General features: G+C 61.8%; 14 protein-coding genes. 4 read left to right on the top strand and 10 right to left on the bottom strand.

What is annotated here, in order from left to right; translation table 11 throughout:
- Positions 1–59 precede the first annotated feature (59 nt).
- A complete protein-coding gene (locus tag PPGU16_RS00610; protein WP_012399541.1) occupies positions 60–518 on the top strand; it encodes an Lrp/AsnC family transcriptional regulator in 459 nt (152 codons plus the stop codon).
- Positions 519–545: 27 nt separating this feature from the next.
- Here PPGU16_RS00610 and PPGU16_RS00605 read toward each other — a convergent pair whose 3' ends face one another.
- The 3 genes from PPGU16_RS00605 to PPGU16_RS00595 all read right to left on the bottom strand — a co-directional run bounded on the left by PPGU16_RS00605 (position 546) and on the right by PPGU16_RS00595 (position 3,329).
- The gene (locus tag PPGU16_RS00605) at positions 546–1,748 is read right to left on the bottom strand and encodes a cation diffusion facilitator family transporter (RefSeq protein ID WP_180721249.1); all 1,203 of its coding nucleotides are present in this window, start codon (positions 1,746–1,748) and stop codon (positions 546–548) included.
- 249 nt (positions 1,749–1,997) lie between these two features.
- On the bottom strand, positions 1,998–2,303 hold the full coding sequence (locus PPGU16_RS00600) for an H-NS histone family protein (RefSeq protein WP_180721248.1): 306 nt from the start codon (positions 2,301–2,303) through the stop codon (positions 1,998–2,000).
- 360 nt (positions 2,304–2,663) lie between these two features.
- Entirely contained in the window at positions 2,664–3,329 is a 666-nt protein-coding gene (locus PPGU16_RS00595) for a HugZ family pyridoxamine 5'-phosphate oxidase (RefSeq protein WP_180721247.1), read from the bottom strand.
- 188 nt (positions 3,330–3,517) lie between these two features.
- Between PPGU16_RS00595 and PPGU16_RS00590 the strand changes: the two genes are divergently transcribed.
- Complete coding sequence (locus PPGU16_RS00590; protein ID WP_180721246.1) at positions 3,518–4,729, top strand: MFS transporter; 1,212 nt, start codon at positions 3,518–3,520, stop codon at positions 4,727–4,729.
- A gap of 296 nt (positions 4,730–5,025) precedes the next feature.
- On the opposite strand, the gene PPGU16_RS00585 is transcribed toward PPGU16_RS00590, so the two are convergent.
- Together PPGU16_RS00585 and PPGU16_RS00580 are read right to left on the bottom strand one after the other, a co-directional pair.
- Positions 5,026–6,024 (bottom strand): cupin-like domain-containing protein, encoded by a 999-nt coding sequence (locus PPGU16_RS00585; RefSeq protein WP_180722509.1) that lies wholly within the window; start codon positions 6,022–6,024, stop codon positions 5,026–5,028.
- 230 nt (positions 6,025–6,254) lie between these two features.
- Entirely contained in the window at positions 6,255–7,400 is a 1,146-nt protein-coding gene (locus PPGU16_RS00580) for a branched-chain amino acid ABC transporter substrate-binding protein (protein WP_180721245.1), read from the bottom strand.
- 675 nt (positions 7,401–8,075) lie between these two features.
- Here PPGU16_RS00580 and PPGU16_RS00575 point away from each other — a divergent pair.
- Positions 8,076–8,774 carry a dienelactone hydrolase family protein gene (locus tag PPGU16_RS00575; protein ID WP_180721244.1) on the top strand — a complete coding sequence of 233 codons (699 nt, stop codon included), beginning with the start codon at positions 8,076–8,078 and terminating at the stop codon, positions 8,772–8,774.
- Between the two features lie 107 nt (positions 8,775–8,881).
- Entirely contained in the window at positions 8,882–10,396 is a 1,515-nt protein-coding gene (locus tag PPGU16_RS00570) for an amidase (protein ID WP_180722508.1), read from the top strand.
- Here PPGU16_RS00570 and PPGU16_RS00565 read toward each other — a convergent pair.
- The 5 genes from PPGU16_RS00565 to PPGU16_RS00545 form a co-directional block, all read right to left on the bottom strand.
- The gene (locus PPGU16_RS00565) at positions 10,393–11,703 is read right to left on the bottom strand and encodes an MFS transporter (RefSeq protein ID WP_180721243.1); all 1,311 of its coding nucleotides are present in this window, start codon (positions 11,701–11,703) and stop codon (positions 10,393–10,395) included. The genes PPGU16_RS00570 and PPGU16_RS00565 overlap by 4 nt on opposite strands.
- Positions 11,704–11,957: 254 nt before the next feature.
- Positions 11,958–12,269, bottom strand: a complete 312-nt coding sequence (locus PPGU16_RS00560) for a high-potential iron-sulfur protein (protein ID WP_091778120.1) — start codon at positions 12,267–12,269, stop codon at positions 11,958–11,960.
- A gap of 216 nt (positions 12,270–12,485) precedes the next feature.
- Positions 12,486–13,592, bottom strand: coding sequence for an NAD(P)/FAD-dependent oxidoreductase (locus PPGU16_RS00555; RefSeq protein WP_180721242.1), 1,107 nt, complete (start codon positions 13,590–13,592; stop codon positions 12,486–12,488).
- Positions 13,593–13,872: 280 nt separating this feature from the next.
- Positions 13,873–14,160, bottom strand: a complete 288-nt coding sequence (locus tag PPGU16_RS00550) for a DUF4148 domain-containing protein (RefSeq protein ID WP_180721241.1) — start codon at positions 14,158–14,160, stop codon at positions 13,873–13,875.
- A 233-nt stretch (positions 14,161–14,393) separates the two neighbouring features.
- Complete coding sequence (locus PPGU16_RS00545; RefSeq protein ID WP_180721240.1) at positions 14,394–15,371, bottom strand: AAA family ATPase; 978 nt, start codon at positions 15,369–15,371, stop codon at positions 14,394–14,396.
- Positions 15,372–15,386: the final 15 nt, after the last annotated feature.

Genomic DNA, 15,386 nt, shown 5'->3' with positions numbered 1-15,386 from the left:
CGTTTCGTTTCCGCCACCTCTACCATTGACGAAAAGGCGACGCGACAACGGAGGCGCAGTTGACACTCGATACGTTCTCTCAAAAAATCCTGCGTCTTTTGCAGCTCGACGCGCGCCGTTCGGTGCAGGAAATCTCCGATCAGGTCGGGCTGTCCAGCACACCGTGCTGGCGACGCATCAAGGACATGGAGCAATCGGGCATCATCCAGCGCTACACGGCGTTGCTCGATCGCGAAAAGCTCGGTCTGCATGTGTGCGCGCTTGCCCATATCCATCTGACGCGGCACACGGAAGGCGGTGTCGAGCAGTTCGAACGGGAAATCGCCACCTGCCCGGAAGTGACCGAGTGCTACAGCACGACGGGCGAATCGGATTACATCCTCAAGATCGTCGCGCCCGACATCAAGGCGTACGACACCTTTCTCCACGACCGCATCTTCAAGATTCCCGCCGTCGCGCAGGTGCGCACGAGCGTCGTGCTGCGCGAGATCAAGTTCGATACGCAGTTGCCGCTATAAGCGGCTCCCCTGGACGCCGGGAATCGTTCAGCCGTCGCCGCGCGGCTCGCGCACCAGATCCGCGCTAGCCGTCGACACATCCACTGCATGCGTCACGCTCAGGCGGCGCGCGCCAAGCTTGCGTTTGAGCGCTTCCAGATCGACCCGCTCTAGCTGACGCACTTCGCTTTCCAGCGCGTCGAGCCTCGACGGCTGCAACGTCACCTCGACGTCGAGCCCCGTGCTCAGATAATGCAGATTCACGCTAGCCGCTCTAAGGCCTTGCGCGGCAAGCGCCGACTCCACTTCCGCGGCGACCTTCGCGCGCGGTGGCAGATTGACGGGCGGCCGCGCAATCGCGTCGTTTTCCGGATCGACGTGTATCAGCGCGTCGAGCACGCGGTTGTCCGACAGCACCCGCGCCCGCGCCGTTTCGGCAATGTAGTGGCCTTCGGAAACGGAGATCATCGGATCGACGAGAACGTGCGCGTCGACGAGCGCAAAGTCGCCCATCTTTCGCGTGCGAAGTTCGTGGACGTCGCGCACGCCGGGCGTCGATAAGATCCGGGCGCGCAGATCGGCGGTATCGGATTCGTCGAGCGCGCGGTCCGACAAATCCTGAAGCGCGTCCCAACCAAAGGTCCATCCCATGCGCGCGACCATGAAGCCGACAATGGCGGCAGCAATCGGATCGAGCAGCCGCACACCCGCAATGCTCCCGACGATACCCAACGCAACCACCAGCGACGACGCCGCATCCGAGCGCGCATGCCACGCGTTCGCAATCAGCATCGCCGACCGCACGCGCTGCGCCTCGCGCAGCATGTAGCGAAACAGCGCTTCCTTCGACAGCAACACGACGACGGCAACCACGAGCGCGCTCACATGAACGGCGGGGATGTTGTCGAGATCGGTGAGCCGCTCGCCGGCGCGCCACAACATGCCGCCGCCGACCGCGATCAGCAGGCCGCCCAGAAATAGCGACGCGACCGTTTCATAACGGCTATGTCCGTAGTTGTGGTCGGCGTCCGGTTCGGCCCCGCTATGTCGATTGGCGACCAGCACGACAAAATCGGAAATGAGATCGGCGAGCGAATGCACGCCGTCCGCGACGAGCGCTTGCGAATGCGCAATCACGCCCACGACAATCTGCACCGACATCAACACCGTATTGAGTCCGATGCTGACATAAGTGGTTTTGCGGGCTACGCGCCGTTTCTCCGCGGATTGGGTGGTCGGGTTGGAAGGCATCTGAAAGCGAGCGGTTTGGTTACTATTTATTCTACCCGCCGCTTTGTGAAACGGCAGTTAAGCAAACGAAAAATACCTTTTAAATCATGTGCTTATCATAACGCGACTCATTCGCATCGAAGCGCGCACCGCACCGGTCACCTTCTTTCCTAAGAATTGAAAAGACATGGCCCAATAAAAAAACCGCGCTTCCAAATGGAGCGCGGTTTTTCTTAAATCCATTGCTTGCGGTGCAAGCATTAAGTCATATTATTTCTCGATGAGAAATTTTTCGCGATCTTGTCCGGCAATCCAGCGGGGCGGCTTACCGCGGCCCGACCAGGTGCTGCCGCTTTCGGGGTCACGATATTTAGGCGCGACGCCGGCGCGGGGACGGCCCGCTGCCTTTACAGCTTTCGTACGTCCGCCAGCGCCGAGTTCAGCCAGCGTAATACCGTAATCAGACATTTTCTGCTTGATCTCGTTTAACACTTCCGCATACTCGCGCGCTTTCGCCTCTTCGATCTGTTTCTCGAGCTTTTCGCGCTGCGCGAGTAGTTCCCTGTAGGAGGACATAGTTTCCTTGTGGTTCGATAAATGGACGGACGGTCTGGGCCGATTAGTCCGGAAAGTGATCATGCCTCGGAATTTGCTGGCGAGATTAACACAAAATAGAAACTTCGGAAAAGCCACTGGCGAAAATTAATTAATCTCAATTTCATAAACTTTCAAGCGACTGGCAATCAACCGTGTTCACAAGCCCAATTATTCTGCTACTGAATAACGCTCATCTGAGGAATCGATTCATATTTAACTGGCAAGACATGAAAAGCAATGGTTAATTTATTCCAAAACATTTCATGCCATGCGAGTTTTAACTGGCAAAATGTAAAATGCCGACCCGATTTTCCGGTAAAAATCGCACCGCATTACCCGTCACGCGTTGGCGTGCCGTGCGATGCAATCTTCAAGGGCGGCGTGCAGGCATTCCGCATCGGGCGCAGGTGTGTCGAAGGCCAAGCGACTGCGGGCCCCCGAAACATTCAGATCCGCCCCATACCGGTCGATGCCCATCAATTGCACGTGCGCCGGCCGTCGTGGGTGATGCTCGAAGAATTCGATAAGCGCGTTTTCCTCGTCGAACGAAACGGGGTCGAGCGGATCGAGTTCTTCTTGCGTCAACCAACCCATCGCGCCGAACCCGCCTATGTAACGCATCCGCTCGACCGACATCACCCAGAACGAGAAATCGCCCAGCACGAGATAGCGCTCCGCATCCGGGTGATAGCGCAGATACCGCTGCGTCACGGGAGGCGCCGGATCGACGTGCTCGAACGTGCCGACCAGCGTGATGCGCTGCCCGTTGAGCACGTCGCCGTCCGGCGCGTGGACGATCAAAAAGCCGGCGCGCGGATCGGAATGCAGATTGCGCGTGTGCTCGGCGAGACGGCTCACGAGTATCGTCGGGCGATGATGCGAATCCGGCGCGAACGGCAACACGGTCGGATACGGAAACCCCTGCGGCTGGCGCGCATGCGTCGCGAGCGTGCCGATGGCGGCCTGATGCAGCAGATGCAGCGGAGCGTGAGCGGGAATGTTCAAGTGCGCGTCCTCGTCGGGTGATGTTTGCGCCGCGCGATGCCGTGAACCGCGACACGAGTGGAAAGTAGATATTAGTTCAGAGGCTTGCCCGCACGACGCATCATGCTTCGCTAGAATGTGGAAGCGCTTTCATCACGCTTTCTTGCTGCGTTCCCGCTTCACCTTCGTTTTCAATCACCGAGCTTTCCGTGTCCGATCGTCCGTCCGAGTCCGCATCCTTGCCCGCCGCGCATCGCAATCTGTCCGCGAGCGCGCGCAACCGCGCCCGTTACGCGACGATGGCGCTCTTCTTCATCGCGGGGATGATGTATGCGTCCTGGGGCGTCCACGTGCCGACCGTGCGTGATCGATTCCAGCTGAATCCGGCCATGCTGTCGCTTGCGCTGTTCGCGGTGGCGGGCGGTTCGATCGGCGCGATGGTGACGAACGCGCCGTGGATCGCGCGCGTCGGCACGCGGCGCGCCTGTCTCGCGGGCGGGCTCGTGATGTCCGCGGCGGGCGCACTGATTCTCGTCGTGCCGTATTACTGGATGCTGCTCGTCTTGCTCGCGCTGTTCGGCGCGGGCATGGCGACACTCGACGTCGCGATGAACGCGGAAGCCAGCACCGTCGAAGAGACGCTCGGCCGGCCGATCATGTCGGCGCTGCACGGCATGTTCAGCGTCGGCGGGATGGCGGGCGCGGCGGTCGGCGGCGCAGCGCTCGCGCACGGCATGGCGCCTGCCGTGCACCTGCTGCTCGCGTCGCTGATCAGCGCGGCTGTGTTGCTGGCCGCGTGTCCGTCCGTCCTGCCGCACGTTCCGCATTCCGAGCATCCCGATGCACACACGCCGCGTGGCAACCGCTGGCGTTCGCCCGCGTTGTGGGCGCTCGGCGCGATCGCGCTGATCGCCTTGATCGCGGAAGGCGCGATGTATGACTGGGCGACCGTCTATATGCGCGATGTCGTCGCGTCGACGCCGGCCGTCGCGAGCGCGGCTTACGCGGCGTTCTCGGGCGGCATGGCAGCTGCACGTTTCGCCGGCGACGCGGTGCGCGCGCGGTTCGGCGCGCCGCAGCTGATTGCCGCGAGCGCGTCGCTGGCGTGCGCGGGCATGATCGGCGCGCTGCTTCTGCCGTATCCCATCGCGGCGTTGACGGGCTTCACGCTGATGGGCCTCGGTCTCGCCAACATGATGCCCGTGCTGTTCGCGGCGGCCGCGCGCGTGAAAGGGATCCATGCCGCCGAGGGCCTCGCGCACGTCGCCGGGCTCGCCTACTTCGGGCTGCTGCTCGGGCCGGTGATCATCGGCGGCGTGGCGCAGGTCACCAATCTTCCCATCGGGCTATCCGTCGTCGCGCTGTGCGCGGCGCTCGTCGCGTTCATCGGGCCCAAGGTTTTGCGTCGGCTCGGCATCTGAACGCACGTCGCTCGCGTTACGTTACGCGAGCGGCATATGTCCGCATGTTCCGCGACACATCAACCTCCAGCGAATCTCGTTCTTTTGACACGCAGAACGGAAGCGCCTGATTCCATTTGGGTTTCGCGCGACGCGTCGCTGCGCGATCGCAATGGCATAACCCTTGCGATTCAAACGGCACAGCACAACCCATCACACAGAAAAACTAACGACGGCAACCGAAGCGTCAGGGGGGACGGCGGACCAGAGTATCGGTCCGCCGTTTTTTTACGCAGCATTGGGCACGCTAGCGCCGCTCAAAGCTCGCGATACGTGCTGTACGTGCGGCCAAAGTCATTGCGCTCGATAAAGTTCGTGTAGGTCATCGTGGCGGAAACATCGAGCGCTTCGACGTAGTGCCACCAGCCAATCGGCAGGAACAGCAGTTCGCCGGGTTCGAGCGTGCACTCGATCACCCGCGCCTGTTCGAAGGACGGAAATCGCTCGACATCGATTGCGCCGCCATCGAGCTGCGAATAGCAATGCAAATGGTTGTACATGTGGGCGGTGTCGGTGAACGGCACCAGGAGAACGCGCTTGCGGCCAATCACCTGCGCCATCAGATTGTTGGTCAGGTCGTGATGAAACGGCGTCTTTGTGCCGGCCGGGCCGAACCAGAAATAGCCCGCGTCGGCGGGCGCGGGATCGAGATATTCGCCGATCGCCGGCGCATCGGCCCATAGCGTCGCGAGCGCCGCGCGGTTGCGCGACGCGTTGTTCGCCGTCATGTAGAAGTCGTTCGTCACGCCTGCGCTTTCGACGAGATCGACGTATTCGCCAAAGCGCATCGTGCGCGTCAACGCCGGTTGGTTGATCTCGTAGTTCGCATCCGTCTCTCGCCCGACCTGCACGTCTACTTCGACAAGGCCGCAACGCGCGCGGAAGTAATCGAGATTCCACAGCTTGCGCGCCGGCCACGAATCGAACATGCCCGTGATGATCACCGGCCGGTTCTGAAAATAGAACTGCTCGTAGAACGCGTCGCGCGACAGGCGCGCGCGGCGCTCGACACACCCTGCATCCGAACGCATGCGATTCAGCTCGCCGTACACGGAAAGCATCCATTCGCGCTTACGCAAACGATTGCGCAAGCGCGAACCCGCTTGAAAATAAGGGCTTTGCAGCGTGCTATCGATCTCGCATAACGCATCTTCGCCCTCGAATCCATGCTCGACGAGCACGGCATGCACGGCTTCCGGCGAGGCATCGAGCAACAGGTTCTCGGCAATCCAGCGCCGCCATTCGTCATCGATCATACGTGTCACGACCGCGTCCCCCGCGTGTTGTAGCCGCTACGACAATATCGCCCGCACCGCATCCGGTGCGCAAAAAGAAATGCGCAGACAGACATGCGCAATAGAACCATGCAAAAACAAAAACAAAAGGCACGCGGGTCGAAACCCGCGTGCCTCCTAAGCCCTTTCGGGCCGGCTCGCGTTGGGCGGAACGCGGCGAACCGCGCTTCCGCCCGCTACGCCAAGCGCTCTTACATCTTCACGACGTCGAGCAGCGTCTTCTTGCCCGACTTGTAGTTGTACAGCGAGATCACGCCGTGCTTCAGGTCGCCCTTCGAATCGAACGTGGTTTCGCCGATCACACCCTTGTAGTCGGTGTTCGGCATCACTGCCACGATCTTCGCCGGATCGGTCGAGCCAGCGCGCTTCATTGCGTCGACGATGATGTACACAGCGTCATACGTGAACGGAGCGTAGATCTGGATCGGCTGGCCGAAACGCTTCTGATACTTCGCCTGGAACGCTGCGCCGCCTTCCATCTTCTCGAGCGCCATACCGGCTTCCGAGCAGACGATGTTGTCGGTTGCATCGCCAGCCAGGTCAGACAGCTTGTCGGTACACACGCCGTCGCCAGCCAGCACCTTCGCGCGCAGGCCGAGCTGCTTGGCTTGCTTGGCGAACGGGCCGCCCGTGGCGTCCATGCCGCCGTACATGATCGCGTCCGGGTTTTCGCCCTTGATCTTCGTCAGAATCGCGCGGAAGTCGACAGCCTTGTCGTTCGTCGCGTCATGCGACATCACGTTCAGGCCCAGCGACTTCGCCGTCTTTTCGAATTCGTTTGCGAGACCCTGGCCGTATGCCGTCGAGTCGTCGACGATCGCGACGCTCTTGACCTTCAGGCCCTTCGCTGCGTAGTTCGCCAGTGCCGGACCTTGCTGCGCGTCCGTCGCGACGACGCGGTACGTCGTCTTGAAGCCCTGTTGCGTGTACGCCGGGTTCGTTGCCGACGGCGAGATCTGAACGATGCCTGCATCGCTATAGATCTTCGAAGCCGGGATCGACGTACCCGAGTTCAAGTGACCGACCACGGCGACAACCTTGTCGTCGACCAGCTTCTGCGCAACTTGCGTTGCCGTACGCGGGTCAGCTGCGTCGTCCTGTGCGTCGAGTTGCAGCGTGATCTTCTGGCCGCCGATCGTCAGACCCTTGGCGTTGATCTCTTCAACTGCGAGACGTGCGCCATTTTCGTTGTCCTTGCCCAGGTGAGCGATGCCACCCGTCAAAGGCGCAACATGGCCGATCTTGACAACTTCGTCGGCCATAGCCGTCGTCGCCAACGTTGCAAACAGCATCGCCGCAGCGCTGATCGGCAACAGCTTTTGGATTTTGGTGTTCATGTAAGTCTCCGATTTCGGTCCCGAAAAACAACGGTATCGCCCTTGTGCCCCGCTTCCTTCACGTGTCGCTCAATTCCCGTGGACGACTCCGCCGGATGCATCGTTCATGCACTTGGCAAGCACGCGTTCCAGCCTGTTTGTGGCAGGTGGCGCCCCGCGCTTGCGCGCAAGTGTAGGCCATCAAATTAATTTGTGGGGGTTTTTTGAGAAAGTGGGAACACTACCAATAGCGTTTATCCCACTTAGTCGTGAAAGGCACGCGTGACATGCCCGGAAAGCGACGGCTGGCGCGGGTTTCGGGCAAACGAGGCATCCTTCTATAGTGCAGGTCTAAAGCTTTGCCGCGATCGTCCGTTAATGCGCCGGATGTGCGTCGAACACGTCATAACGCGTCAACACAATGGTGATAGAACGCCGTTGAGATCGTTCTCAAACATTCTCAAGCTATGCGCTCTATATATAGAGTGCGAGTGCCGTTTTTGGCCGCCGCCACCTGTCCGCGCAGCCGGCCGAAACGGGACGTCGTTTCAATCCGCTTACGGGAAGGCCGCCGCGCGGGCCGCTCGCTGCACTTGCCTTCTTTTGATGGCACACTGAGCGCCCGCTGCGGGCGAGACGCCCGCAAACGATTGCCCGCCCGATAGCGGCTTCACCGTTTATGCAAGGAGAAACAACGTGAGCGTGACTTCCCGATGGATCGACATCCAAACCGGCAATGATTCGTTTGGCGCGTACATGTCGACGCCGAAAAGCGGCAAGGGTCCGGCCGTCATCATCATCCAGGAAATCTTCGGCGTGAACGGTCACATTCGCGACGTCGTCGATCAATATGCGCAGGACGGCTATATCGCGATCGCACCGGATATTTTCTGGCGCACGCAGCCGCGCGTCGAACTCACCTACGCCGGCGCGGATCGCGACAAGGGCATCGAAATCCTGCAAAAGACGAACGTCGATCTCGCCGTCGCGGATATCGGTGCAACGGCTGCCGCGTTGCGCGCGATGCCGGAAGTGACGGGCAAGATCGCAGGCGTCGGCTACTGCTTCGGCGGCCGTCTCGCGTATCTGGCCGCGGCCGAAGGGCTGCTCGATATCGCCGTGTCGTACTACGGCGGCGGCATCCAGAACCAGCTCGACAAGGCCGCGCAAATCAAGGTGCCGATGCAGTTCCACTACGGCGAACTGGACCACGGCATTCCGCTGTCGGCAGTCGGTGAAGTGAAGGAGCGTTTTGCTGGCCGCGACGAAGTCGAACTGTATATCTACCCGAATGCGGATCACGGCTTCAACTGCAGCGAGCGCGCGAGCTATCACCAGCATTCGGCAGCGCTCGCGCATGGCCGCACGCTGACTTTCCTCGGCACCCACGCCTAAGTTACGCTAGAGGCGCGACGTGGCTGCGTCGTGCCCTGCGCTTCGATTCAGGGCACGACGCCCCGCGCGTGCCGCCATCACCATTCCTGTCCGCGGGGGTCGTCGTCGTGCAATCCGATTATCTCGATCATGACGCGATCGGCCTCGCCGATCTCGTGCGCAAGCGCAAGGTGAGCGCGCGCGAATTGCTGGAAACAGCAATCGCGCGCGCCGAAGCCGCCAATCCCGCGATCAATGCCATTGTGCTGAAGGACTACGATGCCGCCCGTCAGCGCGCATCGCGAGAACAGGCGAATGGCAACGGCGATGCGTCGGGCGGTGACACGCTGGCCGACGGACCGCTCGCGGGCGTCCCGTATCTGGTCAAGGATCTCGGACTGCCCGTCAAAGGGCTGCGGATGTCGATGGGCAGCCGCCATTACCGCCACTTCATTCCAGACGAAGACGCGCCGCTCGTCACGGCCACGCGCGCCGCCGGACTCAACATCTTCGGCAAGACGAGCACGTCGGAAATGGGCCAGATGCCTTATACGGAGCCCGAACTGTTTGGGCCGTGCCGCAACCCGTGGAGCCTCGATCACACGCCGGGCGGCTCGAGCGGCGGCTCGGCCGCCGCCGTCGCGGCGGGCATCGTGCCGCTCGCGCATGCGTCGGACGGCGGCGGCTCGATCCGTATTCCTGCGTCGTGTTGCGGCCTGTTCGGGCTCAAGCCGTCGCGCGGACGGCAGCCGTCGAACGCGGTGCCCGCGCCCGGCGACCTCGGCATCGATCACGCGGTTTCGCGCAGCGTGCGCGACAGCGCGCTGCTGCTCGATCTCACTTCAGGCAACGCCGACCGTCCGATGGGCGCGCCCGGCACCTTCCTCGCCGCCGCCAGCGAGCCGTGCAAGCCGCTGCACATCGCGTTCGTCACGGATCCGATGCTCGCCCGCGCGCTGTCCGCCGACGCCCGCGCCGCGCTCGACGACGCCGCGCAACTCGCCGCGTCGCTGGGCCATCACATCGAACCCGTATCGCTAGGCATCGACTTCGCGAGCCTGCGCGAAGCGTTTCTGATGATCTGGTCCGTGAGCGCCGAAAACCTCGTGCTGAGGGCCGATCAGATCACGGGCCGCAAGCCGAATCGCGAGGAATTCGAAATCGCCACGTGGACGATGGGACATATCGGCCGCAAATTCGGCGAACGCGAGTTGCCCGCAGCACTCGAAGCGCAGCGTCAGGTGAGCGCGAAGCTCGCGGATCTGATGACGCGCTATGACGTGATTCTGTGCGCGACGCTCGCTTCCGCGCCGATCAAGATCGGTGAAATGCAGCCCACCGCCGTCGAGAAAATGCAGATGCGCGCCGTCACCACCGTTCCCGTCGAGCCGCTGATGCGCAAGCTGCTGACGGAAGTCTCGAACAAGGCGTTCGCGTGGGCGGGATGCACGGAGTTGTTCAATCTGACGGGGCAACCGGCGATGTCGGTGCCGCTCTACTGGAATGCACGTGGACTGCCCATCGGCGTGCAGTTCGCCACGCGTGACGGCGGTGAAGCGACGTTACTGCGGCTCGCCGCGCAACTGGAGATGGCGCGTCCGTGGTTCGGCAGGCGGCCGCCGCTGATGCCCGCGCGAAGCTAGCGGCGCTCCAACGCATCGACGGGCTTGCGCATCGCATCGAGATCGGCGTGACGTTTCGCTGGCATGCACGCGACGGCGATGATCGACAGCGCGAGCCCGCACATCACGTAGTACGTCGGCGCAAGCGGCGAACCGGTTGTCTCGATGAGCCACGTGACGATGAACTGGCCGAAGCCGCCGAACAGCATCACCGCGAAGTTGTAGGCGAGCGAAAGGCCGATTGAGCGCACGTTCGCGGGAAAGAGTTCGGCCATCAGCGCGCCGAATGGGCCGTAGTAGCCGGACAGCGTGATCGACAATACCGCCTGGACGAGAATCAGCTTCGAGACGCTCGGCGCTTCTGCGAGCCATGCGAAGAGCGGATAGATCACCACCAGCGTGATGCCCAGCGACCACAGCGACAAACCCTTGCGCCCGATGCGATCGGACCACGCGCCCGTCAGCGGCGACAACACCATCAGCAGCAGATTGCCGACGATCACAGCCGTGAACGAATCCGAATAAGGCAGCTTCAGTTGCTTGACCGCGAAGGTCGGCAGATAGCTGATCAGCACGTAGATCGTGACCGTCAGCGCGATCACCGAGCCAAGACCGCAGAGCACGTCGCGCGTATGGTGCGCGAAAAGCTCGCTGAGCGTCGCGCGGCGTGCGGTCTTCTTCGCGTGCAAAAATGCTTCGGAATCCGCGAGATTGCGGCGAATGTAGAAACCGATCGGGCCGATCATGAGACCGATGATGAACGGCACGCGCCAGCCCCATGATTTGAGCGCTTCCGGCGACAGACCGCGCGTCACCAGCGCGCCGACGATCGCGCCGAGCAGCAGTGCCGCCGCCTGGCTCGCCATCTGCCAGCTGCCGTACAGACCGCGCTTCGAGAACGGCGCCGCTTCGATCAGCAGCGCGGTCGAACTGCCGAACTCGCCGCCCGCGGAGAATCCTTGCAACAGACGCCCGACCACGATGATGATCGGCCCGCCTATGCCGATTGCCGAGTACGGCGGCGCGATGGCGAGCAGCAGAATGCCGAGCGTCATCAACGCGATGACAAGGGACAATGCCGCCTTGCGTCCCGCGCGATCCGCGTACAGGCCGAGCACGATGCCGCCAACAGGCCGCATGCAGAACGCGACACCGAAGGTTGCCGTGGTGAGAAGAATCGACGCGTAGTCGCTGCTGGAGGGAAAGAAGAGTTCAGCGATGACGACGGTGAGAAAACCAAAGACGGTGAAGTCATACCACTCGAGTGCATTACCGATGACGGCCGCTGTGACCGCACGGGTATTGAGGCTCCTCGCTGCTTGTGACATCGATGTCTCCGCCCTTCGTCGAGGCGTCGGGGTGCGTTGATTTGAAGTGATTCGAATGGGCCGTCGTGAGGCCGCGCGCGCAAGCCATGCGAGTGTAAAAGAGCACGACATCGTATTTCAAGCAACTTTCATACGACAAAGAGCGCGACACCGCGTTGCACGGCGCGCGCTCTATCCGGTGCTACGAGAGGCAGGTGCGGCGATGCTGCATTGCATCTTCCGATGCATGCCCACGCCGACTGGATTTCCTGGTATCAGGCCTTCTTGTTATATGCGCTGCACCAACCCTTGCTCGCGACCTGCTTGCCGGCGAACATCGGGCAGCCCGCGTACGCGTCGGTGGCCTTGCCCTGATAGAAACTGCAATTGCCGCAGTCCTGGCCGGCTGCATACTTCGCGTATTTGGCCTTGTCGACCTTGGACGCGTCTTCCTTGTAGCCGAGCGCCTGCGCGGTCGGATCGGATTCCGCGACCTTCGGTGCATCGGCGAACGCCTGGCGCGACAGCGCGAGCGTCGATGCCACACCGATACTCGTGATCAGAAACGTACGACGGGAATTGTTCATGGGAACTCACTCCATTGGTATTGTGGGGATCTACGCCGTTCTAACGACAGCGGTCCCCAAGCATATCAATGAAGCCGGCGCGCGTGATGCTTCAAATCCCCGTCATAAGCGAATCGTACTGCGTGTGCGCGACTGCCAAGCGCGTCACGGCGGTGTCACCTTCGCTACATAACGATGTCGAATTCACGCGGCACGGTTCGCTGCAGACTTGCGCCTTCAGGCGCGGCCACTGACTTCGCACACGCGCTGCGCAATCGCCAGCGACGCCGTCAAACCCGGCGACTCGATTCCGAACAGATTCACGAGACCACGCACGCCGTGCGCGGCGGGACCCTGAATCAGGAAGTCGGCGGCGGGCTCGCCGGGACCGGACAGCTTCGGACGAATACCCGCATATGCCGGTTGCAGCGCATGATCGGGCAACGCGGGCCAATACGCGCGGATCGCCGCATAGAACGATTCGGCCCGATGCGGATCGACGTCGTAGTTGATCGAATCGACCCATTCGACGTCCGGGCCGAAGCGCGCCTGGCCGCCGAGATCGATCGTCAGATGCACGCCGAGTCCTGCTTCGTTCGGCATCGGATAGATCAGCCGGTTGAACGGCGCGCGGCCCGAAATGCTGAAGTAGTTGCCGCGCGCAAGATAGAGCGGCGGCACATGACGCGCGTCGAGCCCGCGAATCTTGCGTGCGATCGCGTTCGCCTGCAGCCCCGCGCTGTTGATCACGCACGCAGCGCCAATCGTGGTCGGCGAGCTGCCGCCTACCTTCACGATGAAACGCGCGTTGATCGCTTCGATCGCTTCGACGGGCGCATGGAACGCGCAGACAGCGCCGTCGCGTTCCGCATCGCCTTGCAGTGCGAGCATCAGTTGATGGCTATCGACAATGCCCGTCTGCGGCGAGAACACCGCTTCGACACATTGCAGTGCCGGTTCCAGCGCCTGGGCTTCCTCGCCGCTGATACGCATCAGATCCAGCACGCCGTTTTCCTTGCCGCGCGCCATGATGCTTTCTAGCTGGGGAATCTGGTTGCGCGCAGTCGCGACGAGCAATTTGCCGCAGCGCTGGTGCGGCACGCCGCGTTCGGCGCAGTAGTCGTACAGCATCTCGCGGCCACGCACGCACAGCGCCGCCTTGAGCGAACCGCGCGGATAGTAGATGCCCGCGTGTATCACTTCGCTGTTGCGGGAACTCGTGCCGACGCCGATGGCTTCCGCCGCTTCCAGCACGATCACTTCACGTCCGCGAGCAGCCAGCGCACGCGCGACGGCAAGACCGACGACACCAGCGCCGATCACCACACATTCGATCTGATCCATGTCCGTTGGACGCGGCTTGAAGCGCCGCGTTCTACCTCGTCATCCACCAGGATTTCGATAGCGTGCGGTGTCGTCGAAACCGTGACCGCGTGCTGTCGAACGCTTCACATGCACAATGCGAAATGACGCGACGCGCTACAGACACAAATGCCCGCAGCCTTGTGCGGCTGCGGGCATCAATATGTGGGAACGCGTCGAGCGTTTGACTCAGTGTACGCCCACGACGCTCATTCTAGGTGAATTTGGCGGCCCCGTTCCGCCGGAGCCACAACAGGCTTGATCAATCCTGTGCAGTTGTGCGTTTGAACAGATGGCGCAGGTCCACATGGGCGATCGGCACCGTATAGCCGCCCGTCGCAAACTGCTGAGGATAAGCGGGTGCGTTCGGATTCAGGCTCAGTTCGCCATTCGCGCGGGCTTGCGCCAGATCGGCCCTCACCTCAGCGCGCGTCTTCGGTCCGTTGACGCTAGAGGGCGTCTGCGTCGGAGCCGGACTGTAGCCGCTGGCGAAAGCGGGCGCGGCGACGACTGCGGAAATCAGCAAAGCGGCAAGCGAGAGCTTCTTCATGATCGGTTCCTGAGGTGAAGTCCAGTTCAAACGAAACGCGGTTTGCATTTCAGTGAACGGAGTCTAGTCCTCGCCTATCGGATTGCCGACCCTCATTAGCGGAATTGACTGTTGCTCGAATATGTTCAAATCAGGCGCAATTCGCCCTGCTTACGCTATGGAATAGCTGCACCATTGGAACAATGAACAGACCGCGCAAGCGCGGCCTGTTCGCATAAATCACGCGATTGACGCTAGAAACCGATCGGTTTGCGGCGCGAATTGTAGTCAAGGCGAATGTCGTCGGCGCCGATATGGTCCCGGCTCGCGATTCGCGCCGAGCCGAAGCCGTTCAGGATGGCGCGCCGCATTTCACGCGGCGACGCCTGCGCCAGCGCGTCGAGCGCCGCGCCGCCCAGTTGCGCGGGAAACCGCTGGCCCCAGCCGTGCGCCGAGCGGATTTCGTTGTAGATCGACTGCGCGATGCGCCGCGAGCCGTCCCGGTCCGGCGGCGGAATCTCGTAGACGTTCATCCGGTTCAGGATCGGCTCCGGAATCGCCCGTTCGTCGTTCGCGGTCGCGATCCAGATCACATGGCCCGCGTTGATCGGAATCTCCGCGAACTCGTCGATAAACGTCTGCGCAGTGTCGTGCTCCAGCAGCGCGTAAAGCGCGCCGAGCGGATCGTATTGCGAGTCGCCCGTTGCCTTGTCGATTTCATCGACGGCGATCACCGGGTTCGCGTAGCTGCCGTGCACCAGCGCATCGAACACCTTGCCCGGCTTCGCGTTCTTCCATTGCGACGACGCACCCGACAGAATCCAGCCCGCCGTCAACGAACTCATCGCGACGTAGTGATACGCGGTGCCGAGCATCCGTGACAACTGCTTCGCGAAATGCGTCTTGCCGATGCCGGGATCGCCGAGCAGCAGGATCGGCATCAGTTCGAGGCGGTCCTCCGTTTCGAGGCACAGCGCGACCTGCTTGCGGATGTCGTCGAGCGGCTCGGTGAAGTTGGGCAACGACTCGATCAGATCGTCGATGGACGGCATCCGGTTCGGCTTCACGCAAAACCGCAGATTGCCGACCTTCAGCATCTTTTCGTATGTGGAGCGCAGTGCGTCGTTGGCGCCTTCGCTGAGTTCGTTCAACGCCGTCTCGACCTGATCCAGGTCATAGACCTTGCTGAACGATGCAACCGCAATTTCCTGCTTCACCATGGCCGTTGTCATTGCTTCACCCCGTCG

It is taken from the genome of Paraburkholderia largidicola (assembly GCF_013426895.1).
Taxonomy (GTDB): Bacteria; Pseudomonadota; Gammaproteobacteria; order Burkholderiales; family Burkholderiaceae; genus Paraburkholderia; species Paraburkholderia largidicola.
The sequence above is the reverse complement of the archived record's forward strand: the minus strand, read 5'-3'. Positions and strand labels throughout refer to the sequence as shown.